23 protein-coding genes and 1 other annotated feature are annotated in these 23,289 nt (G+C 38.7%); of the genes, 2 read left to right on the forward strand and 21 right to left on the reverse strand.

What is annotated here, in order from left to right; all coding sequences use genetic code 11:
• Positions 1-12: 12 nt before the first annotated feature.
• The 12 genes from MHB65_RS17465 to MHB65_RS17520 form a co-directional block, all read right to left on the reverse strand.
• Positions 13-1,071, reverse strand: coding sequence for an LLM class flavin-dependent oxidoreductase (locus tag MHB65_RS17465; RefSeq protein ID WP_342441183.1), 1,059 nt, complete (start codon positions 1,069-1,071; stop codon positions 13-15).
• Positions 1,072-1,082: 11 nt separating this feature from the next.
• Positions 1,083-2,744: an ABC transporter substrate-binding protein gene (locus MHB65_RS17470; protein WP_342441184.1), complete on the reverse strand. Its 1,662-nt coding sequence runs from the start codon at positions 2,742-2,744 to the stop codon at positions 1,083-1,085.
• A gap of 37 nt (positions 2,745-2,781) precedes the next feature.
• Complete coding sequence (locus MHB65_RS17475) at positions 2,782-4,779, reverse strand: dipeptide ABC transporter ATP-binding protein (protein ID WP_342441185.1); 1,998 nt, start codon at positions 4,777-4,779, stop codon at positions 2,782-2,784.
• 13 nt (positions 4,780-4,792) lie between these two features.
• Positions 4,793-5,680, reverse strand: coding sequence for an ABC transporter permease (locus tag MHB65_RS17480; protein ID WP_342441186.1), 888 nt, complete (start codon positions 5,678-5,680; stop codon positions 4,793-4,795).
• A 2-nt stretch (positions 5,681-5,682) separates the two neighbouring features.
• Positions 5,683-6,621: an ABC transporter permease gene (locus tag MHB65_RS17485; protein WP_342441187.1), complete on the reverse strand. Its 939-nt coding sequence runs from the start codon at positions 6,619-6,621 to the stop codon at positions 5,683-5,685.
• 27 nt (positions 6,622-6,648) lie between these two features.
• A complete protein-coding gene (locus tag MHB65_RS17490) occupies positions 6,649-6,924 on the reverse strand; it encodes a glutaredoxin family protein (protein ID WP_342441188.1) in 276 nt (91 codons plus the stop codon).
• 13 nt (positions 6,925-6,937) lie between these two features.
• Positions 6,938-7,945: an LLM class flavin-dependent oxidoreductase gene (locus MHB65_RS17495; RefSeq protein ID WP_342441189.1), complete on the reverse strand. Its 1,008-nt coding sequence runs from the start codon at positions 7,943-7,945 to the stop codon at positions 6,938-6,940.
• Positions 7,946-7,990: 45 nt separating this feature from the next.
• Positions 7,991-9,319, reverse strand: coding sequence for an LLM class flavin-dependent oxidoreductase (locus MHB65_RS17500; protein ID WP_342441190.1), 1,329 nt, complete (start codon positions 9,317-9,319; stop codon positions 7,991-7,993).
• Between the two features lie 142 nt (positions 9,320-9,461).
• The gene (locus MHB65_RS17505) at positions 9,462-10,358 is read right to left on the reverse strand and encodes a LysR family transcriptional regulator (RefSeq protein WP_342441191.1); all 897 of its coding nucleotides are present in this window, start codon (positions 10,356-10,358) and stop codon (positions 9,462-9,464) included.
• Between the two features lie 293 nt (positions 10,359-10,651).
• On the reverse strand, positions 10,652-11,617 hold the full coding sequence (gene argF / locus MHB65_RS17510; protein ID WP_205444906.1) for an ornithine carbamoyltransferase: 966 nt from the start codon (positions 11,615-11,617) through the stop codon (positions 10,652-10,654).
• A 337-nt stretch (positions 11,618-11,954) separates the two neighbouring features.
• Entirely contained in the window at positions 11,955-13,043 is a 1,089-nt protein-coding gene (locus MHB65_RS17515) for a M42 family metallopeptidase (RefSeq protein WP_205444908.1), read from the reverse strand.
• Between the two features lie 94 nt (positions 13,044-13,137).
• Positions 13,138-13,623, reverse strand: a complete 486-nt coding sequence (locus MHB65_RS17520) for a dUTP diphosphatase (RefSeq protein ID WP_205444910.1) — start codon at positions 13,621-13,623, stop codon at positions 13,138-13,140.
• A 105-nt stretch (positions 13,624-13,728) separates the two neighbouring features.
• On the opposite strand from MHB65_RS17520, the gene MHB65_RS17525 reads away from it, so the two are divergent.
• Complete coding sequence (locus tag MHB65_RS17525; RefSeq protein ID WP_004226335.1) at positions 13,729-14,124, forward strand: hypothetical protein; 396 nt, start codon at positions 13,729-13,731, stop codon at positions 14,122-14,124.
• Positions 14,125-14,148: 24 nt separating this feature from the next.
• Here the strand turns inward: MHB65_RS17525 and MHB65_RS17530 are convergent, their stop codons facing one another.
• A complete protein-coding gene (locus MHB65_RS17530; RefSeq protein WP_016994854.1) occupies positions 14,149-14,412 on the reverse strand; it encodes a DUF1294 domain-containing protein in 264 nt (87 codons plus the stop codon).
• A gap of 384 nt (positions 14,413-14,796) precedes the next feature.
• Here MHB65_RS17530 and MHB65_RS17535 point away from each other — a divergent pair, with 384 nt between their 5' ends.
• On the forward strand, positions 14,797-14,982 hold the full coding sequence (locus MHB65_RS17535) for a hypothetical protein (protein ID WP_342441192.1): 186 nt from the start codon (positions 14,797-14,799) through the stop codon (positions 14,980-14,982).
• Between the two features lie 19 nt (positions 14,983-15,001).
• Here the strand turns inward: MHB65_RS17535 and rplT are convergent, their stop codons facing one another.
• From rplT to MHB65_RS17575, 8 genes are all read right to left on the reverse strand, one after another.
• Positions 15,002-15,361: a 50S ribosomal protein L20 gene (gene rplT / locus MHB65_RS17540; protein WP_205444915.1), complete on the reverse strand. Its 360-nt coding sequence runs from the start codon at positions 15,359-15,361 to the stop codon at positions 15,002-15,004.
• A gap of 57 nt (positions 15,362-15,418) precedes the next feature.
• Complete coding sequence (gene rpmI, locus MHB65_RS17545; RefSeq protein WP_004226312.1) at positions 15,419-15,619, reverse strand: 50S ribosomal protein L35; 201 nt, start codon at positions 15,617-15,619, stop codon at positions 15,419-15,421.
• Positions 15,620-15,650: 31 nt separating this feature from the next.
• On the reverse strand, positions 15,651-16,154 hold the full coding sequence (gene infC, locus MHB65_RS17550) for a translation initiation factor IF-3 (RefSeq protein ID WP_012295602.1): 504 nt from the start codon (positions 16,152-16,154) through the stop codon (positions 15,651-15,653).
• Positions 16,155-16,249: 95 nt separating this feature from the next.
• Positions 16,250-16,398, reverse strand: a sequence feature (ribosomal protein L20 leader region).
• Between the two features lie 171 nt (positions 16,399-16,569).
• Positions 16,570-18,501, reverse strand: coding sequence for a threonine--tRNA ligase (gene thrS, locus MHB65_RS17555; protein WP_205444916.1), 1,932 nt, complete (start codon positions 18,499-18,501; stop codon positions 16,570-16,572).
• A gap of 564 nt (positions 18,502-19,065) precedes the next feature.
• Positions 19,066-19,995: a primosomal protein DnaI gene (gene dnaI, locus MHB65_RS17560; protein WP_342443763.1), complete on the reverse strand. Its 930-nt coding sequence runs from the start codon at positions 19,993-19,995 to the stop codon at positions 19,066-19,068.
• A gap of 27 nt (positions 19,996-20,022) precedes the next feature.
• A complete protein-coding gene (locus MHB65_RS17565; RefSeq protein WP_342441193.1) occupies positions 20,023-21,387 on the reverse strand; it encodes a DnaD domain protein in 1,365 nt (454 codons plus the stop codon).
• A 16-nt stretch (positions 21,388-21,403) separates the two neighbouring features.
• Positions 21,404-21,874, reverse strand: coding sequence for a transcriptional regulator NrdR (gene nrdR / locus MHB65_RS17570; protein ID WP_205444920.1), 471 nt, complete (start codon positions 21,872-21,874; stop codon positions 21,404-21,406).
• A gap of 187 nt (positions 21,875-22,061) precedes the next feature.
• On the reverse strand, positions 22,062-23,084 hold the full coding sequence (locus MHB65_RS17575; RefSeq protein ID WP_342441194.1) for a glyceraldehyde-3-phosphate dehydrogenase: 1,023 nt from the start codon (positions 23,082-23,084) through the stop codon (positions 22,062-22,064).
• Between the last annotated feature and the right edge of the window lie 205 nt (positions 23,085-23,289).

The raw sequence follows: 23,289 nt of genomic DNA on the forward strand, positions 1-23,289 counted from the left end.
GAAAAGTAGTATTTATTGCAGTGTGAATGCTTTGTTTTGGTCCCAAATCGTGCTTGGTAGCTCTTTTTTGAGTACAGGCATGATTTCAGTTGCAAAACGCTCTAATTGTTCACTTTGCTCAGACAATTCAAGCCCTTCCACACTAAGCATCTGGACTTGATGCTTAAAAGCTTGATGATACTTGATGACTTTTTCAATAATTGCATCTGGACTACCAACTAAAGCGGAGCCACGCTCAATATGGTCCTCTAGGTTTTTGAATGGCGAATTATTCACCTTGGAGGCTTCAGTGCTCATAAAACCTTCATAATAAGGTCGATACTTCTCAATCGCTTCCTCATTTGTATTAGCAATGTATAAACCTCTCGCACCCGCACCTACAACAGCCTGCTGTGGATCAAAACCATAATGATCTAAACAGCTACGATAATGGTCTATAAGGGCTTGATATTTTTCTAATTCATGAAAAGTATTGGAGGAAAAAATAGGGTCTCCGTTTTTTGCTGCTAGTTCTGTTGATAGTTCACTTGAAGCACTGCCATGCCAAATTCGTATCTGTTGCTGATAAGGTCGAGGCTCAGTCGTTACAGAATCAATTTTCGAACGAAACTTACCTTGCCAGCTTATATTTTCTTCGTTCCATAAGCGTTTTAAAAGCTCATATTTTTCAGCTAAGGCTGCCCATTGATCCTCATCTTTGACATCAAATAAAGGATAGTGTCTAGGGTCATTCCCTTTGCCAATAACGACATCTAATCGTCCTTTTGATAAATGATCCAGCGTTGCATAATCCTCAGCAACTCGTATAGGATCAAGAACGCTCAACACAGTCACGGTTGTTAATAGTCGAATTTTTGAGGTTTTCATCGCTAGTGCACTTAATAACACAGTAGGAGATGATGATAAAAATGGTGCACCGTGTCTTTCTCCTACGCCGTATCCATCAAACCCTAGATTTTCAGCTAGCACAGCCTGCTCAATTAAATGTGTAAAAACCTCCTGTGTTGTTAATATACGACCAGTTTTTATATTTGGTAGATTATTAATCAAATTACCAACAATAAATTTCATAATCCCTCTCCTTATTGTGTAAGATGAACATCATAAAATAATGGATAACCAATAGAATCAAATGCTAAATCTTGCACCTGAAGTGAAGTTGCTACTGTATAAGGAAAAACATATATAGGAATAATAGCTACTTCTTCAATAAGCTTATTTTGAATTTGTTTATATAAATTTTCTCGTGTTGCAGCATCCTGCTCAGTCGTTGCCGCCTCTAACCATTGATCCACCTCCGCGTTTTGATACCAAGCTAAATTAATGCCACCTTTATCAGTAGTTTGCTTGGAATGATAAAACAAGCGTAAATCATCAGGATCAATCGCTACACGGCTATTCCCACGTAAATCGTAGGCTGCAGCATCCGCTAAGACAGATCTTGCCTCACTCGTTGTTTCTATGATGACATCAATACCGACAGCCTTTAATTGCTCTTTTACCATAATGCTAATATCTTGGCGTTTTTCACGATTAACAGCATCATTTAAAATACGCAATGTCAATTTATGGCCATCCTTTTCTCGGATACCATCCTTCCCTTTTTCCCAACCTAGCTCTTCAAATAATTGATTAGATTTTTTCACATCAAACCCATCTTTACCTTCTAAGCTGTCATCATAGCCAAAAGTTGTAGAAGTAAGTGCAGACCAGGCCCTTTTATATGTACCTAGGTACAGGGTGTTCACAATACTCTCAACATCAATTCCAGCCTTTAGTGCTTGGCGTGCTTTTACATCATTCCAAGGAGCCGTTGTATTATTAACAAAGAGTGTATATGGTAAGCCTCCTGTCTCTACCTCCCATAATTTTAACTGACCACTCTTTTCAATCGCTAAAATATCCTGTGGTGGCACCGTTTCTGCCGCCTGTAATTGATTGCTTTGTACACTTCCTACTCGAGTAGCCTCCTCTGGTACAATTTTAAACGTTAGTTTATCCAAATAGGCTGGACCATCGTGTTTAGCAAATGGATAAGCGCCGTTATACTCTTCAAACTTTGCTAAAACAATCCGATCATTTTCAACTTGCTCCACAAATTTAAATGGACCTGTTCCAATAGGATGTAAACCAAATTTATCTCCAGCCTTTTCAGCCGCTTCCTTCGACACAATCGATAAATTAGAATGGGCTAAGATCGTTAAAAATGTTGCAGAGGGTTGCTTTAAAATGAATTTAATCTTATGAGTATCTACAACCTCAACAGACTCAACATCTGACAGATAGGTAGCAGCTGTGAAGGCCTTTGTTTTGACATCAAAAATTCGCTCAATATTATACTTTACGGCATCTGCATTAAAATCTGTGCCATCATGGAATTTAACCCCTTCACGTAATGAGAATGTGTACTCTTTTTTGTTATCTGATACAGACCACTCCGTAGCCAGCCATGGTTTTATCGTATTATCCTTCTCTTGATAGACCAGTGATTCAAAAATACTTTTAATTACCCGTGTTGCTACTGCCATACCACTTGCATGAGGATCGAGTGTATCAGGTGCTGTTGATAAAGCGAACGTAAAATCGCCACCCGCTTGCACTGACTGCTCTTTATCCTTGTTTTCTGAATCAGTAGTTTTATTCACACTCACTTCTGTTTTAGAAGTGCTTGATGAACAACCTGTTAGCGCTAATAGAATAACCATTACAGTAATAATCAGACTATATGGTTTCTTATTAAACATAGACATCTTCCTTTTTTTATAAGTCATTGATTTAATTCTAAGCATAATGACATTGAACACTATGGTTTGGCGCTATTTCTACAAAGGCTGGCTCCTCTCGACTACAATGTTCTGTCGCAAAAGGGCAACGTGTTCGAAATGCACAACCAGACGGTGGATTAGCTGGTGATGGAATTTCTCCGTCTAGTGAAATTGGCTCTGTACTATGGGAACGATTTATTTTAGGCATAGCTGCAATAAGGGCTTTTGTATAAGGATGTTTTGGATCTTGGAAAAGCTGCTCACTTGGTGCCATTTCGACGATTTTCCCTAAATACATTACCGCCACCCGATCCGCAACATGACGAACGATATTCAAATCGTGTCCAATAAATAAATAGGTGAGACCTAGCTTTTGCTGTAAATCCTTCAATAAATTAATAATTTGTGCTTGCACGGACACATCTAATGCAGATACTGCTTCATCTGCTAATATAAAACTAGGATTGATCGCAATAGCTCTAGCAATACCAATTCGTTGGCGTTGCCCTCCCGAAAACTCATGTGGATAACGAGAGCTCCACTCTGGATTTAACCCCACTACTTGTAATAATTGCTGTATTCGATCTTCCATTTCATTAGCCGAAATTCCTTTAAGATGGACTTTTAGCGGCTCTGCAATAATCTCCTTAATGGTCCATTTAGGATCAATGGAACCATAAGGATCTTGAAAAATCATTTGCATATGTTTCCTTCTATCTCGCATAGCCGACTTTCTTAAATGCACGATGGATTGACCATTAAATAGAACATCTCCGGCAGTAGGTGTTTCTAGCTGTAATATCGTTCTGCCTAGAGTAGATTTTCCACTGCCAGATTCACCTACTAATCCCACTGTCTCACCTTTAAAAATTTGAAATGAAACGTTGTTCACTGCTTTTATTTTCTTGTTTGCTTGTTTAATTGGATAATATTTGTGTAAAGACTTTATCTCTAGCAATACTTCACGCTCTTGATTTTCCCTGTAGTCTACCTCATCTTCTATAACAGAATCGTTTTCGACGAGCCATTCCGGTTTCTGAATTAGCTCCTTTATATGCCAACAAGCACTTTCCCGTCCTTGAAAATTTCTTAGAGGAGGTCTCTCTTCTCTACATTTTTCAGTGGCGAATGCGCAGCGAGGATGAAAGCGACAGCCAGCTGGCATCTCAGCAAGATTTGGAATTGTACCTTCTATAGAGGGCAGTCTCTTTCGTTTGATATGTTGTTCATTTGGAATGGATTGTAATAAGCCCCTTGTATAAGGATGATAAGGCAGTGAAAATAACTGCTCTATTGATGCTTGCTCCACAATTTCTCCCGCGTACATAACAAAAATTCGATCAGCTAACTGCGAAGCTACACTTAAATCATGTGTAATTAGTAAAATGGACGTGTGATATTCCTCTTTCAGCTCCTTAAGTAGTGCAATAATTTGTGCTTGAACGGTAACATCAAGCGCGGTAGTGGGTTCATCAGCAATAATTAAATCAGGATTACAACTTATAGCCATAGCGATCATGGCTCGTTGCAACATGCCTCCAGACAATTCGTGAGGATATTGTCCCATACGTACGATAGGATCTGATAATCCAACTCTTGTTAATAATTGAATCCCTCGTTCATGTGCTTGCTTTTTGGATAATTTTAAATGCCTTTGCATCATCTCCACCAATTGTTGTCCAATAGTAAACACTGGGTCAAAGGCGATAGAGGGCTCCTGAAAGATCATGGCAATCTTCTTACCTCGTATATTTAACAGCTCACGATTTGAAAGCTTGACAATATCTCTGTTGCCTAATGTAATTTTCCCATTCGTAGTCACACCATTTTCATATTCAATTAAACGCATGATTGCTTTCGAGGTGACTGATTTCCCACTCCCAGATTCGCCAACTAAACAAATTGATTCACTAGGTTTTATAGTGAAAAAAATAGTAGATACAGCGTTTAGAACAGCAGATTTAGACTTAAAATCTACTGTTAGCCCTTCCACTGTCAATAAATTATCCATCATAAACACCTCTTCCTTAAGACAAACGCTTTTTAGGATCTAATTTATCACGTAAACTATCCCCCAAAATATTGACGGCTAACACAAAGAGTGCGATTGCTAATCCTGGAAACGTTGAAATCCACCAACCGGCTGCTATATAGTTTCTGCCTTGTGATAATAAAAAACCCCAATCCGGAATTTCTGACACCACACCTAATCCTAAAAAGCTGAGACCCGCACCTGTTAAAATGGCCATTCCTAAACCGTTTGAAGCCATAACTAATAATGGTGAATAAGCATTCGGTAGGACATGCTTTAAGAAAATTACAGGATTACTAATCCCTATCGATTTTGACGCTAGAATGTAAGGACGATTTTTTATACTTAATATTTGGCCTCTCATTACTCGAGCATACGTCGGAATAGCTGATACTGAGATGGCAATGACAAGATTGGTAAAGCTAGAACCTAATACAGCGGCAATAGCAAGCGCTAATAAAACACTTGGTATTGTTTGTATGATTTCAATCAGTCTCATTAATATAATGTCAATAATGCCCTCGATATAGCCAGCTAAAGTTCCAATAAGAGCACCAATGAATCCACCTACAACAACAGCACTTATGCCAAGTAAAAGAGAAGTTTTACTTCCATACACAACTAAACTAAATACATCCCTGCCAAAATAATCAGTCCCAAATAGATGCTTGAATGATGGAGGCTGTAAAATAGCAGTAGGAAACATCTTTGTAGGTGAATACATTGCTACCCAATGTGGGACTATGGCACAAATAATAAAAAAGGTAATAATGAGGATAGCAGCTGCTAACATCATCTTTTCTAGGTGAAAAATACCTTTACTAAGCCGCTTTAATTTAAGTTTTGAAACAGGTTTCGTTTTAATAGTTTCTAACTTTTGCATCCTTATCCTCCCTTTACTTGCCTACTTCGAATTCGAGGATCAATGATGGAATATGAAATATCAATACATAGATTAATCATTACATACACAATAGCAATAAAAAATACAACACCTTGTATGATTGGTAGATCTTTAGCTGTTATGGCATCTGCCACCATTCTTCCAAGCCCCTGTCTTGCAAATACTGTTTCGATGACCACCGTCCCACCTAAAAAATCACCCAGTAGCACGCCAATCATTGTCATTGCAGGTATTAATGCATTTTTAAGGGCATGACGGTATAAAACGATATGCTCTGTCAGTCCTTTTGCTCTAAGCGTCAGGATATAAGGTTCGTTCAAAACCTCTAGCATACTATTCCGAACTACTCTAACAATAAACCCTGCACCTAGAAGACCTAATGTAATAGCAGGCAAAATAACAGAACGCCAACCATCTGAGCCCATCGCAGGAAACCAGCCTAACGAAATGGAGAAAATTAAAATTAGTAAAATTCCCGACCAAAATGTAGGCATGGAAATCCCAAAGAGTCCAACTAAACGTGCAATATAATCAATTACCGTGTTGCGATGAACAGCGGCTAACACCCCAAGTGTAATACCTACAATGACGGCAATAAGTAGACTTGCAACTGTTAGAACAACAGTTGCAGGTAATTGTGTCCATATTTTTTCTATCACAAATTCACCATCAATGGCTGATTGCCCAAAATCACCATGCATTAAATCTACTAAATAATTAGAGAATTGTTTTGAAAATGGTAAATCCAAACCTAATTCTTTACGTAAATTTTCTGCTACCTCAGTGCTTGCAGCATTTTCAGCTAGTAATGTATCAACGATATCAGTGGGTAAAAAATAATTGATTGAAAAAACTGAAAAAAGGGCACCCAGTAGTACAAATAGTGCTACTAAGCCACGATTAACAATTAATTTTATCATTTATACACCCCATTTCTATAGTGCGTTTTACAACTGTATTTTTTCTCCAGCTAGTGCTGCCTTTAAATACTCAATACCAAGTTCTGTAACCCCTTGATAGATACCATCTTCGCTTGAACCAATTTCTACAACAGGCACATAACGAATTCCATATTTTGTATCTAGAATGTCCCGGAAAGCATCATTATGCGTTACATCCACTGTTTTATAAGGTATACCCTCTTCTTGTAAATACGTTTTTACCTCATTACAGTAACTACAGCCTTGTTTCGACCAAACGATTACATCTTTATTTAGTGTCATTACGTTTTCCTCCTCAGCTTACCGCTTCTTTTTGCTGTAAATGTACTGGACCCAATAACTCAAAAGATCGCTCACGTTCAAAATCCTTTAAGATAGGCGTATGCAAAATGAATTCGTCTACTTGGTATTGCTCATGGTAGTCATCTAAAATGGCTTTAATTTCTTCTGATGTACCGTATAAAATATCGGCCTCATACTGCTCCACCGTATATTCCTCTCCAGATTCCTGACCAAATTTCTCCGCTAGCTCTACTGATTGTAATGTCAGGCTTCTGCCACTTGCTAAATGCACCTTTGTAATTTTTTGATCTCCAATTAGCTCTTTCGCTTCCTCTTTGCTTGGAGCAGCAAGTGCAGCAATGGAAATCGCAAAATGACCATTTGGCTGGTGACTGCGATAGGTTGTAGCCGCTTGTGCCAAAACATTATTATCACTATTAATGAATCGAGCAAAGACAAATGCAATGCCGAGTTTTCCTGCAAGAGCAGCACTTTCTGGGCTAGCACCAAGTAAAAATAATGTTGGCTTTTTCTTTGGAATCGGCGTTGCTTGTATGCCATATAATTCGTGCTCTTTTGGTATGGATTGCTCAATTATTTGCTGTAAAAATGTTAATCTTTCTTCAAAATCTTCTCCATTATTGAGCGTGCCATATTGGAGAGCCTTTGTAGAAAGGGGTAAGCCTCCAGGTGCTTTTCCAATCCCCAAATCTATTCGCCCTGGCTCCAAAGATGCTAGAACATGGAAATTTTCCGCTACTTTATAGGGGCTATAATGCTGAAGCATAACCCCACCTGATCCAATGTTGATTGTTTTTGTTTTAGCTAGTAAATAAGACACTAATACCTCAGGAGATGTGCCTGCTAATGAATCTGTATTATGATGCTCCGATACCCAAAATCGTGAATAGCCTAACTGCTCAGCTCGCTGTGCTAAGGCCACCGTTTTTTGTAATGTTTGTTCATTGGTTGCTCCTTCAATGATAGGGCTTTGATCTAATATGCCTAATGTATAACTCATACAATACCTCCCAATTTCTTTTATTCAAATAAATTTACTAGGTTTTCAGACAGATTGTTTGACATAGCGACTTTCTTTGAAGGGTAAACCTAAATTCCCGCGCAAAGTATCTGCCTCATAATCTTTACGATAAAGCCCTCTTGCTTGTAAAATTGGCACTACTTTATCAACAAAATCTTCAAGAGCACCAGGTACTGTCACACCAATGATAAAACCATCTGCTGCTTCCTTTTCAAACCATTCCTGTACAAGATCCGCTACTTGCTCAGCTGTCCCAAAAAATGCTGTTTTTGGTGTAGCTTCGCGTAAAGCAACTTGACGTAATGTAAGTCTCTCTTGCTTAGCATATCGTTTAATATAATCTGTTGTACTTCTAAAGCTGTTGGCCCCAATATCACCTAGTTCAGGAAACGGTGCATCCACATCATACTGAGTAAAATCATGATGGTCGAAGTAACGCCCAAGATAAGCAAGAGCACGGTCTATGGAAACTAACTCAACGATTTCTTGATATTTCGCCTCTGCTTCCTCCACTGTATCGCCAATAATCGGCGAAATTCCTGGGAATATCTTCACTTCATCTGGGTTTCTTCCAAATGCCGCCACTTCTGTCTTTACTCTTGTGTAAAATTTTTGTGCCTCTTCAATGGATGCACCATGTGTAAAAATAGCATCTGCATCCTTGGCAGCCAATCGAATACCTGCATCAGACGACCCAGCCTGGAATATAACGGGCTGACCTTGCTTTGTTCGACCAATATTGAGTGGACCCTGGACTGAAAAATGTAACCCTTTATGATGTAATGTGTGTAATTTTTCTGGATCAAAAAATTGATCATTGTCGACATCTGCAATAAACGCATCATCATCCCACGAGTCCCATAGGCCCTTGACAACCTCTAAATATTCTTCTGCAATTTGATAACGCTCTGCATGGCTAGGATGCTGATCGATTGTTTTATTGTAGTTCAAAGCAGTACTTTCTAATGGTGTGGTTACAACATTCCATCCTGCACGCCCAGCACTAATATGATCTAATGAAGCAAATTGTCGTGCTACTGTAAATGGTTCGCTATAGGAAGTTGAAACTGTGCCAACTAACCCAATGTTTTTCGTCGCTACAGCTAAAGCCGATAAAATCGTAATAGGCTCAAAACGATTTAAAAAATGAGGAATGGATTTTTCATTAATAAATAAACCATCCGCAATAAACGCTACATCAAATTTTCCCTGCTCTGCCTTCTGAGCCTGTTGAATATAGAAAGGTAAGCTTACACTTTGATTGCTCGCCACCTTTGGATGACGCCAACCTGAAATATTTCCCCCTACCCCATGAATAATTGCTCCAAATCGAATTTTATCCTGTCTAGCCATGTCAATTCCTCCTCAATTTTATTTTACTAAACATAGTGGTTAAGTATGTTTTGTTGGATTGAGAATGATATTACCGTTCCTTCAGACGATATGCAATAGGTACAGTAATAGAAAAATTTTTATGTTCGGATAAAATATTTTATCAATGCATTTCCCGCATGCCTTCAAAGTGTCGAGCTGTTTCACAAATCGTCTGCCAAAAAGCTGACGGCAATGTGTCTTTCTCTTTATAGGTTAAAAATATATGTTGATTCATATCCAGCAAATGCTTGACGTCTATCTCCACAAATTCACCACTTTCCAGTTCCTTTTTGACGCAAAGATGTGGTAAAAAGCTTAGATAGTCTTTTGTCCGAATGAATTCTTTAGCAACTTCTAAATGATCTGCTCGTACTTCAATATTGGCTGCCACACCCTCTACCTCGAACATTTTATGCACATAATTCCAATCAAACGCCCCACATTCAAAAAACACCATTTTCTGTTGGGCTAATTCTTTTGCTTGGATAAGTTCATGTAGTTGCAATGGGTGATCACGGTGTTTGACAAGTTTCACGGCATTGTTTAATAAAAGTTCGTTCTCAATGCCATCCCTATGCACATATTGAATAAAACCTAGATGAATTTGGTGGCTTTGCAGTTTTTCTAAAATCATTGTTGTGGAACCTGTGATTAGTTGAAAACGCAAATAAGGAAATTGCTCTTTCCACTTAGGCAATGCATAGGCTAAGAAATACTGGGCTGTCACCCCATTTGCCCCAATACATACCTCATCTGTCTCCTGCGTTTCTTCTAATTGCTTCTTTCCTTGCTGAAATGTTTGCACAATTTGTGTAGCAAATGGTAAAAAATCTTTCCCTTTCTCTGATACGCTCACACTTCGTCCATCTCGGTAAAATAACTCAACCCCTAGCTCTCGTTCTAATGATTTGATACGTGCAGTTACAGTCGGTTGGGATAGAAACAAAGCATTGGCTGCTTTATGGGTACTTTTGTAATGGACAACATATAAAAATGCCTCGATATGATCTATATTCACGAGGAGTTCACCCCTTCATTACTTATTTATCCTATTATATAAATAATTCTTCATATTCTCTATAATTTATAGGAAAACTATGTTTTAATTTTTTGACAAAAAAAAGTAACCTAGCGTCTCCCAGGTTACTTTACTATGTAGCGATGTAGCCATCCATCTTGACAACAAACATCGCGCGTGGTGAACATCCCTCTGTCTGCCAACCACTTGTATGTTATTCACACGGGCACCCTCTGTTGCCCATGTAAACTCTATCTATCGTACTTCTCAACCCGAGAAGTATATGTCAGCTTTTATGCTAGGATCGATGCAAGAACCGCTTTCTGTGCATGAAGTCTGTTCTCAGCTTGCTCAAAGATGTAAGAATTAGGGCCATCAATAACAGATGTTGCCACTTCTTCCTCACGATGTGCCGGTAAGCAATGCAAGAACATATAATTCGGTTTTGCATAGGCAACTAGCTCATCATTAATTTGATAGCCAGCAAAGTCTTGTAAACGTTTTGCCGCCTCTTCCTCTTGTCCCATGGATGTCCAAACATCTGCATAGACCACATCTGCATTTAACACTGCTTCAACAGGATCATTTGTGATCATAATTGTACTGCCATTTGCTGCTGCAATCGCCTGTGCCTTGGCAATCACTTCTGCATCACATTCATAACCTTCAGGAGTGGCCACTGCAACGTTCATGCCAACGTGTGCTGAAGCGACTACAAGTGAGTGTGCTACATTATTGCCATCTCCTACATAGGCAATTTTAAGTCCTTTTAACATGCCTTTATTTTCTGCAATCGTTTCTAAATCAGCTAATGCCTGGCAAGGATGATAAATATCCGTTAATCCATTGATGACAGGAATTACTGCATGCTCTGCAAGCTCCTTGACCATCGCATGAGAATTTGCACGAATCATAATACCATCTAAATAGCCAGATAATACATGTGCAGTATCATAAATCGACTCACCACGACCAATTTGCAAATCACGCGCATGCATAAACATACCTTTTCCACCTAATTGATTCATGCCCACTTCAAATGAAATACGTGTACGAGTTGAATGTTTTTCAAAAATCATGCCAAGTGTCTTTCCTTCTAGTAATCTTGGACATTTCCCCTCTTTTGTAATCATTTTAAGCTGTGTTGCTAGTTCAATAAGTTCTTGAACCTCTTGACTTGTATAGTCTAGCAAAGTTAGAAGATCTTTTCCTTTTAAACTAGACACTAACTTTAACTGTACTTCTTCAAGTAATTTCATAGCCTTCGCTCCTTATATCGTTGCTGTTGAAATTAGTATATCATGCATAAATATAAAATCAACTGAATTTTTATAATTAATTTTAATTATTATTCATTTGTTATGAAATGTGACAAAAATTCGTCATACAGAATATTTATGCATAAATGTTCAATTTAGATCACGACTATTTTTTAGCGATAGTAAAGAAGGAACTAAAAATGTATGAATGGCACAATGTGTAAAGAATAGATTGTGGGCTTTGTGACTATTGGTATCAGAGGAAAAAATTTTGACACTAAAAACAATGAAAAGCCCCCTAACAAAATTAGTTAGAGGGCAAGTCCATTTCTTCTAATTATTCAAATGTAATTTTATTGACTGCATCACGGTCTAATTTTTTAATGACTTCAACCATTAATTTAACGGCGTTATCATAATCATCACGATGTAGGATACCTGCATGTGAATGGATATAGCGTGTCGCAATACCGATTGATAGTGCTGGTACGCCATTTGCTGTTACGTGGATGGAGCCAGCATCAGTACCGCCGCCAGCCATCGCTTCAAATTGATATGGGATATTGTGCTCATCTGCTACATCTAATACGAATTCACGTAAGCCGCGGTGTGAAACCATAGATGCATCATATACAACAATTTGAGGGCCAGCCCCCATCTTACTCGTTGATTCTTTTGCTGTAACTCCTGGAGTATCTCCTGCTACACCAACATCCACTGCAAATCCAATATCCGGCTGGATTTTATGTGTTGTAGTTTTAGCACCACGAAGTCCAACTTCTTCTTGTACATTCCCTACAGAATAAAGAATATTAGGGTGCTTTTCATTTTGTAACGCTTTCATAACATCAATCGCAATTGCACACCCAATACGGTTATCCCAAGCTTTCGCTAATAGATACTTATCATTTTTCATAACATTAAACTCAAAGTATGGTGTTACCATATCGCCAGGACGTACGCCCCACTCAAGTACTTCATCTTTAGAAGCAGCACCAATGTCGATAAACATATCTTTAATGTCTACTACCTTATTACGTACATCAGCAGGTAAAATATGAGGTGGCTTTGAACCAATAACCCCAATCACTTCATCGCCCTTACGTGTAGTAATCGTTACACGCTGTGCAAGCATAACTTGGCTCCACCAGCCACCTACCGTTTGGAATTTGATAAAGCCTTTGTCATCGATTTGTGTAACCATGAAACCTACTTCATCTAAATGTCCTGCTACAACAATTTTAGGACCGTTTTCATCGCCAACCTTTTTAGCAATGACACTACCTAAGTTATCTGTTTCTACAGTATCGGCATATGGTGCAATGTATTTTTTCATGACCTCACGTGGTGCACGTTCATTACCTGCGATACCATTTGCGTCTGTTAAATCTTTAAACATTTGTAATGTTGGATCTAGTTGTGTCATCCTTTTGCCTCCTACTTCTTATATCTATTTTATTATACTTCGTTTACCGAAATATTCCTAGCTTAATCGTCTGAAAATTGGTGTATTTCTTAATTTAATAACCTGAGCGCTGACGATTGTAATTTTCTTGGTTTTTTTCAAGATAAGCGCCAACCACATCCTCAAATGTAAAACCGAGATTATACGCTAGTACTCCGTAGTATTGCCAAATAGCTAAATAGCGCTCCTCTGTAGGTTCATGGATAAATGCTAAAATAACACTTTGTGTTTCTAAAAAGGTTGTCGTTAAATCTCTATTTTCTTCTACTACAGGCCACATTGCAATTGATGTATAGTCCTTTAATAAGCCAAGCGATAAGATAAAATGAATGGAATCCACATATTCCTCTAAAATGACTTCACGTGCAGATGGTCCCTTTGTACTCCAAAATTTAAAGCAACGCGTTTCATTGGCAAGCTCAGCTAGCTCCACTAGTAAGGCTAAGCCCTTTTCCTGAAACACATCTTGCTGAACATTTTGTGTTTGCTCGATAAAATCATCAAGCTCTTTTTGCATGGTAAACAATTGTTGTAAATTCATTTTTTTCTCCTAAATTTCTAAAAAATATTTTAAATAAAGTGAAACTATTTGACCTTCCTAATCGTATAGGAAAGAATAACCTTTCTTCAAGGGGGAAATTTAAACATGTTGCCGTTACTAATTCGACTTGCTGTAATAGCGCTTATTATCTATGTATTTTACAAAGCGATTCGTTATATAACCGATCCAAAACGCAAACTGGATGAAGCCTATGAAAAAGGCCAGTATTATTTCTATGATGACGTTAAAAATGTCCGAAAAAATTTCTTTATTTCCTATAAGGGTGCGCTTTTTGAAGGTGAAAAATACCTAGGCACAACAGAGGATGCATTTGAGGTTGTTACCATTTTCGTCGGTGCACGAGATGCTGCAACGTTGCAAGGCTTCAGCAAAAGCGACTTTGAATATTTGCAGCAAGAAATACTATTGAACTACCCAAGCGCCAAAATCAATTGGAAGCAGCCCATTGAACAGCTTATGCGAAACACATCCCCATCATGAGGATGTGTTTCTAATTATTTTTATTTATGTCCACAGTTGTACAATGATAAAAATTTGAATGGCTGCGAGTAGTGGAAAACCAAATGCAAAACGATTGTGGCGTGTTTTGTGACGAAATAAATACATACCCAATACACCGCCAGCTGCCCCTCCTGCTATGGCTAGTGTAAATAACGTGCGCTCTGCTATACGCCATTCATGATTTTTTGCACGCGATTTATCCATTCCCATTAAAATGAGCAATACAATTGATACAATGCCCATATAAGCTAATAATGCTTGTCCCATTCCTTACTCCTTTAAAAACGTGATACTATTAATCTAACACAAAACAGTCAATTGAAAGATAGAAATGGATTTCCGTTGCAGGCTACTTGCTTTCCTGTGGGCGAGCACCGAATCGCTTCCTCCGCTACCGCTCCGTGCAGGGCTTCGCCTGTCTCGCTATCCCACGGGAGTCAAGTAGCCTTCCACTTCAACCCACTGACTTTTTAGCAAAGGTTTTCAAATAAAGTGAAGGTGTTCACTACTCTTTAGGAAGAGGTGTTGTCACGCATCACTTCTCCACATTGAAAATAAGAGTTTATCCCCTCTAAACACTTTGCAGCATGGTTGATTGGAGTGGAGCCAGCGTCACTCCTAGGGGATTTAGCGACCCTGGAGCGAACGTAAGTGAGTGAAGCGGCTCCTCGGACGCCCCCTGGAAAGGACGCTGGCGGAACGGAAATCAACCCCTCACCTTGCAAAGTTGCTTTTTCTGCCATTGACATCATCTTTTTTCAACAACATGAAAAGACTGATGGAAAAATCCATCAGTCTTTTTTTGCACTTGTCGCTATGCTTTCAGTGCAGAAATAATAGTTAATGTTGTCAACTATTATTTAGCTACTGCTTTTTTAGCAGCGTCTGCTAATTGAGTGAATGCTGCAGCATCAGTTACAGCAAGGTCAGCTAACATTTTACGGTTAACTTCGATACCAGCAACTTTTAAACCGTGCATTAAACGGCTGTAAGAAAGACCGTTCATACGAGCAGCTGCGTTGATACGAGTGATCCATAATTTACGGAAATCACGTTTTTTCTGACGACGGTCACGGTATGCATATGAACCTGACTTCATCACTGCTTGGTTAGCAACTTTGTATAATGTATGTTTTGAACCATAGTAACCTTTAGCTAATTTCAATACTTTTTTACGACGTTTGCGCGTCACTGTTCCGCCTTTTACGCGTGGCATATGAATTACCTCCTGCTTTTCATTAAAAAATGAATGTTAGTATTTTTTTGTAGTCAATTATTTCATGTAAACAAGTAAAGATTTGATGCGTTTGAAGTCACCAGATGAAACGATGTTCGCTTTACGTAGGTGACGTTTTTGTTTCGTAGATTTGTTTGCGAATAAGTGGCTTCCATAAGCACGGTCGTATTTTAATTTACCTGAACCCGTTTTTTTGAAACGTTTCGCAGCTCCACGGTGAGTTTTCATTTTTGGCATGTCGAATTCCTCCTAAACTGTTCGTCTAATATTATTTCTCGTTCTTTGGTTGAAGAACTAAGAACATGCTTCGGCCTTCCATCTTCGGTTTTTGTTCTACCGTTGATACTTCAGCACAAGCTTCAGCAAAACGATCTAACACACGTTGACCAATGTCTTTATGTGTAATCGCACGACCTTTGAAACGTAGGCTACATTTTACTTTATCGCCTTTTTCAAGGAATTTAATCGCATTACGTAACTTCGTTTGGAAATCATGCTCATCGATTGTTGGGCTCAAACGAACCTCTTTCATTACGATGACCTTTTGATTTTTACGAATTTCACGGTCTTTCTTTTGCTGTTCAAACTTAAATTTACCATAGTCCATGATACGAGCGACTGGCGGCTTGGCTTGAGGGGCCACAAGGACAAGATCCAAGTTTACACGAGCGGCGATTTCTAGCGCTTCATTACGTGTCTTTACACCAAGCTGGTCACCATTGTGATCGATTAATCGAAGTTCACGTGCGCGAATGCCTTCGTTTACATACATGTCTTTGCTAATAGTAATCCACCTCCAAGTAGTTGTCGCGAATACATGGTTTGGGCAAAGCCTTGCCCGGTTGAACGGTACATCCTCTCGTCATGTCCATAAAAAAAGGACGGACATTTTTGAAGATGTCCGCCCGCTATATGTGCATGCGCAAGTCTACGCAAAACAATTCAACGTGTCATACCTGTTCACAGCCTTTAAAGCGTTGTATCAGGTGAGAAGCGGGCAGCCTCTACTTCAACCACAAACTTTGTATTCATTAACCTTAATTATATTAGCATGTATATGATAAGCTGTCAAATATTTATTTTCTTATCACTGCTAACATAACCAAAATGAAAATATTCTATACAAATGCAAGATTTATTTTATACAGAAACCCTCACTTTGGCAAGCGAGAGTTTCTAGTTGAAGCTTATTTTGTAATTTCTGCTTTAATAGCTGCTAGGAAATCCTCAAAGCTAATTGTTTCGGAATCTTTTGAGCCATAACGTCGAACATTTACGCCATTTGCCTCTACTTCTTTATCTCCGATGACAAGCATATAAGGAATCTTTTTCATTTGTGCTTCACGGATTTTATAGCCTAATTTCTCTTCACGATCATCCATTTCCACACGTAAACCAGCTGCTGTAAGTTGCTCTTCAATTTGTTTTGCATAGTCGAAGTGAGCTTCATTTGATACTGGAATAACTTCTACTTGTACCGGTGCTAGCCAAGTTGGGAATGCCCCTTTGTATTCTTCAATTAAGAAGGCAACAAAACGTTCCATTGTCGATACAACACCACGGTGAATAACAACTGGACGATGAGGTTTACCATCTTCCCCAACATAAGTTAGGTCAAAGCGTTCTGGTAATAGGAAGTCTAATTGAACTGTAGATAAAGTCTCTTCTTTACCAATTGCTGTTTTTACTTGAACGTCAAGTTTAGGACCATAGAATGCAGCCTCACCTTCCGCTTCAAAGTAGTCTAAGCCAAGCTCATCCATAGCTTCTTTTAGCATGCTTTGTGCTTTTTCCCACATAGCATCATCATCGAAGTATTTTTCAGTATCTGCAGGGTCGCGATAAGATAAACGGAATGAGTAATCATTTAAATCGAAATCTTTATAAACCTCTAAAATTAACTGTACCACTTTTTGGAATTCCGCTTTAATTTGGTCTGGGCGAACAAAAATATGCGCATCATTTAATGTCATCCCACGTACACGTTGTAAACCTGAAACCGCGCCTGACATTTCATAACGGTGCATTGTACCAAGCTCTGCAATACGCAATGGTAGGTTACGATATGAATGCATGCTGTTTTTGTACACCATCATATGGTGAGGACAGTTCATTGGACGCATAATTAATGTCTCATTATCCATTTCCATTGGTGGGAAAATGGAATCTTGATAGTGATCCCAGTGACCAGAAGTTTGATAAAGCTCTTTTGAACCTAATACTGGTGTATAAACATGCTTATATCCAAGTGATAATTCTTTATCGACAATATAACGTTCAATGACACGACGAATTGTTGCACCATTTGGTAACCAAAGCGGTAACCCTTGACCTACCTTTTGAGAAGTTGTGAACAGGTCTAATTCTTTCCCAATTTTACGGTGATCGCGTTCTTTTGCTTCTTCTAGCATTTGTAGGTGGTGTTTTAATTCCTCTTTTTTGAAGAACGCTGTACCATAAATACGTTGTAGCATTTTGTTATCAGAGTTCCCTCTCCAGTAGGCACCTGCTAATGATAAAAGCTTGAATTCACGAAGTTTCCCTGTAGATGGTACGTGAATACCACGGCAAAGATCGAAAAACTCGCCTTGATAATAAATAGATACTTGCTCATCTGCAGGAATGGCTTCCAGTAATTCTAATTTATACTCATCGCCAATTTCTTCATAGAGTGCTTGTGCTTCTGCACGACTTACATTTTTGCGTTCCACCTCTAGGTTTTCAGCAATAATTTTTTTCATTTCTTTTTCAATTGCTGGTAGATCTTCAGCAGTGATTGGTGTTGGTGAGTCTATATCATAGTAGAAACCACCTTCAATCACTGGACCAATACCAAGCTTTACATCTGGGAATAAACGTTTAATAGCTTGTGCTGTTAAATGGGCAGTCGAGTGACGTAAAATTTCAAGTGCTTCCTCATCGTCTTGTGTAATGATCGCAATTGTTGCATCTTCTTCAATTGGTGTTTTTAAATCCACTAACACACCGTTAATTTTACCTGCATAAGCTTTTTTACGTAAGCCTGGGCTAATGGATAATGCTACGTCATCAGTTGATGTGCCTTTTGCAAATTCCTTTACGGCGCCATCTGGGAAAGTTAATTTAATCATTTCTGACATATTCTTTGCACTCCTTCGTTTTTGTTAAATACATAATGCTTGATGATTGGCTGGAGCCATTGTTTGCATGACTCGATGGCTTAGTTTGAGCGGAGTCATTACTTTTTTGAGCGATTCTTTACTCGATTGGAGCGGAATCTTCATTTTTCTGAGCGATTCTTTACTCGATTGGAGCGGGTTAGCCACCTTCGTGAGCGACTTCCCTCCTATATGAGCGGAGCCACCACTTCTCACAACAATTTCAAAAAAATCTGAGAAAAATAAAAAAAGCTCCGTCCCTCACAAAAGGGACGAAGCGTATGCTCGTGGTTCCACCCTTCTTCCTTCCGACTTACATAAAGTCAGACGAAGCTCAAGGCTAGCTAACGGGCTAGGGACCGGCGAAAGATTATCCCTTTCGCTGCTCAGTAGGTAGTAAATGATGTGCTCACACTAGGAAGTTTTCAGCCGATGACTTCCCTCTCTATAAGCCGATACACAAAATTCATGTCCTCATCAATGCATATTGATATTAAGTATATGAGTCAGTATACGCTCGATTGTCGAAAAATGCAACTATCAATGTTACATCCGACGATTTTTGCCTTGCATTTCGATTGGCACTGTTAAGGCTTTAATTCGCTCCATAATTCGTCCCGCTTTAACTACCTCAATATCACCTTTTTGTGACTGCGCTAAATGATGCTCTAATTCATCATAATTAAAATTAGACGTAATAAAAGTTGGCAATTGCTCTGCCATACGATAATGGAAAATAGTCCCCAAAATCTCATCACGTGTCCAGGCAGTCATGGTTTCCGCTCCTAAATCATCTAGCATTAAAACAGGAGCCTTTTTAATATAATCTATCTTCTCATTCAATGTGTTATCGCCAATGGCATTTTTCATTTCTCGTAAAAACTCTGGAACGAAAACTACAACAGAGCGAATTTTAATAGACGCTAATTCATTGGCCAATGCACCAAGTACAAAGGACTTCCCTACACCAAATTTACCATATAGATAAAAACCTTTTCCAGGTAATTGACCAGTTTCTTTTGTCAATTTTACAAATTGAGCTGCTTTTTGTGCAATCGCCACACGGGATTCATCGTCAATACTTAAATCATGAATGGTTGCTTGTAGCACATCTTTTGGCATATGCATACTTGCAATCATATTCGCAACATCTCGACGTTCTTCTTCCCGTATCTTTTGCTCACAGCGCACATAGTCCATTTCAATAGAATTCCGAACTACCCTTAATGTCGGTAGGAACCCTTTTAAATAATTTGTACAATGTTCTGTATTATCACAGCCACAGCACTCAGTAGATTGACTAATAAATTCATGAAGCTTAGGTAAATTTCGCTCAACATTGTCATAGTTTAATTCATCTGCATGCTGTGCTAAAAATTCCTGCACATGCGGATGTTCTAAAATTTCACGTCGCATGGCTTCATAGCGCTCTTTGAACGAGGGTACATTAATTGCTCGTTTTAATGGTCCATTTATAGGTTCGATTATTGCTCACCTTCTTTACTATTCGCTTTTTCCTAGCATCTCTAATATTTTTTGTCGCTCTTTTTCAAAATCTATAGTACTAGAGGTAGATTCCTCTTGTTTTTCATTCCGTTTATAAAACCATTCAGGCACTTTTTCTTCACGTTGATATCTTGAACGTCCCTTTGTCTGTTGATTCGTTTTATTGGTAGTTTGGGGCTTGTTTTTCCAAGCTGTATATTTATCATGCTCTTGGCGGGCAAGTTCCATTGCTTCCTTAGCCGTCTGGACATTTTTTCGTACCCAGTGATCAGCAATCGTTTCCACATATTTTTTAGGTAGCTTCATATCTGTCGTTAGCATGACATATTCTAACAACGCATTGACCACTCCAATTGGCATGCCATGCTGAACGATTAAATTTTCCGCAAGCTGGACAGATGTTTGCAATGGTTCTTTACCATTATTTATATCACGTAACACCTGGACAGGCGCCGTTGTTTCTAAATAGTATTGGAGCTCCTGATCCTTGGTTTTTAGTCCAGCTTCTGCTGCTGGTAATGGTTCAGTAACGCGCGCAAGTTTGGGCGGCTCCTTAGACACTGTTAATTTATAAAAATCAGCAGCAGCCTTTCGTAAACGTTCCTGGGAAATCCCTAAATCATCATCTAAAGCAAGTATCACTACTTTTTGCATATCAAGGGCTGTTAAATGATATAAAAAGGCCAGCTTGGCTATGGCTTCACGCACTTCGAATGTCAATAAATTGGAAGGAACCAATTGCTCGGACAAACCTGCTTGCAATAAATCAAAATCAAATTGCTCCAAATAAAAAGGATATACTTTTTGTTGTTTATCCTTATGATTCGTATCTACTTGTAAATCTGATGGAATATTAGCATGTACGGGCTTAAAGACATCGATAAAAGCACGAGATACATCCTTAAACGCCGTGTCCTTTACAGGTGACATAAAGCGCTGACGTAAATTGCGATAAGCCTGCTCTCCAATTTTGCTAAACAAAAACATCGACAGCAGCGGGTCTTTCATAAAGCTATCTGCATCTAATGGGCGCTGTAGCTCATATAAAAAACTACGTTCACCAGCATCTTCTTTTTTCCATGTACGCAGCAAACCAATTGCTTCTAGTGCAATACGAGCCTCAAACACTTTACCCATGGGCAACCCTAGCACATTCATTAAATAATAATGTGTCATTTGCTGCTTTGGCATTTGCTCTGCTTCTGCCCATAATGTTAGATAAAGGCTAATTGGCTCTGATCCCGTTAATGGTTGATACAATAATGTAACTAATTGACGCTCCTGTGTAGAAAATGCATGAGGTAGACGAATGTCGAAAGGATCGCCAGGCTGCAATTCCTTATATAAATGGATCAACGTCATTCATCCTCTCTGTTTGCTATGATTTCTTCTCCGTTTGACGTTGAATAATGTCTTTGATTTCCTCAATAAAGACATTGATATCTTTAAACTGACGGTAGACCGATGCAAAACGCACATAAGCGACCTCATCGATTTTGGCTAAACGGTCCATGACCATTTCACCAACATCTTCTGAGCGTACTTCCGAATTTCCAATACGACGAAGATCTTTTTCAATTGACAGGACAAGCTCCTCCAGTACACCAAGTGCCACTGGACGTTTTTCACAAGCACGAATAAGCCCACGAAGTACCTTCTCACGGCTAAACTCTTCTCGTGAACCTTCCTTTTTCACAACGACTAATGGCGTCTCTTCAATTTTTTCAAACGTTGTAAAACGGAAGCCACATGACTCACATTCACGACGTCTACGAATTTCTTTATTATCATCTACTGGCCTCGAATCCACAACACGCGTTCCGTTAAACTGGCAAGATGGACATCTCATATAATTACTCTCCTGGTTTACAACAATTTAATATATCTATTATAACAAATTTCCTACATGTAAGAAAAGTGCATTCACGTTTGTGTGCTCATGATAAATCTAAAGCACCTAAAGTACAAGGAAAGTTTCTACAAAAAAAGAGCACATTGAAACCTTTTCGATTTCAATGTGCTCTCTATAAAGATTATTACGCGTTTACCGTTTCTAAAGCATTTGCCACTTTTTTCACAAGATCTACAACACGTGCAGAGTAGCCCCACTCGTTATCATACCAAGCAAGTACTTTTACTTTGCGGTTGCCTAAAACCATTGTAGAAAGTCCATCAACTGTTGAAGAATACGTTGTTGTATTGTAATCAGCAGATACTAATGGTTCAACAGAGAAATTAAGAATACCCTTCATTGGACCTTCTGTTGCCGCTTTTACAAATGCTGCATTGACAGCATCAACTGTTACATCTGTATTTAAATCTACTACAAGGTCCACTAAAGATACGTTTGGTGTTGGAACGCGAAGTGCCATACCATGAATTTTACCTTCTAATTCAGGTAAAACTAATTTCAATGCTTTTGCAGCACCAGTAGATGTTGGAATAATAGATTGTGCGCATCCACGTGCACGACGTAAATCTTTATGTGGATTGTCTAAGTTCTTTTGATCATTTGTATAGGCATGAACTGTTGTCATTAAGCCATTTTCAATGCCAAATGTGTCATTCAATACTTTTGCTACTGGCGCTAGGCAGTTTGTTGTACAAGAAGCATTTGAAATAACATCATGTTTAGCAATATCAAGTTTATCATCATTAACACCTAAAACAATTGTTACGTCCTCGTTTTTACCAGGTGCTGTTAAGATTACTTTTTTCGCGCCAGCTTCTAAATGCATGGCTGCTTTATCACGTTCATTAAATTTTCCAGTAGCTTCAATAACGATATCTACACCCATTGTCGCCCAAGGTAATTTTAATGGATCACGTTCACTAATAATTTGAACACGTTTACCATTTACAACTAAAGCATCGCCTGCTGGTTCTACCGTACCTTCAAATGTTCCGTGATTTGTGTCATACTTAATCAAATGTGCTAACGTTTCTGCAGGATAGCTTGCGTTAATTGCAACGATGTTTAAATCTTGTTGTACGATAGCCTGGCGGAAAACCATACGTCCGATACGTCCGAAACCATTAATAGCAATTGATACTGTCATTTAAAATATCCTCCTGTGAGTACATACTCAGATTAATTAATTATATACTTTATGGTGATTAGTATAACACAATTTTAAAAAAGATGAACATTATATATTGAGAATATAAAAGTTCTTATTTTCTGAAAAATTATTCTTTATTATGGCGTTTCCCCATAAAAAAATGCGCAGCAAAGTTGGCTTGCTACGCATCGTAAAAGAACCA

The sequence above is a fragment of the Lysinibacillus sp. FSL K6-0075 genome, from assembly GCF_038592945.1.
Taxonomy (GTDB): Bacteria; Bacillota; Bacilli; order Bacillales_A; family Planococcaceae; genus Lysinibacillus; species Lysinibacillus fusiformis_F.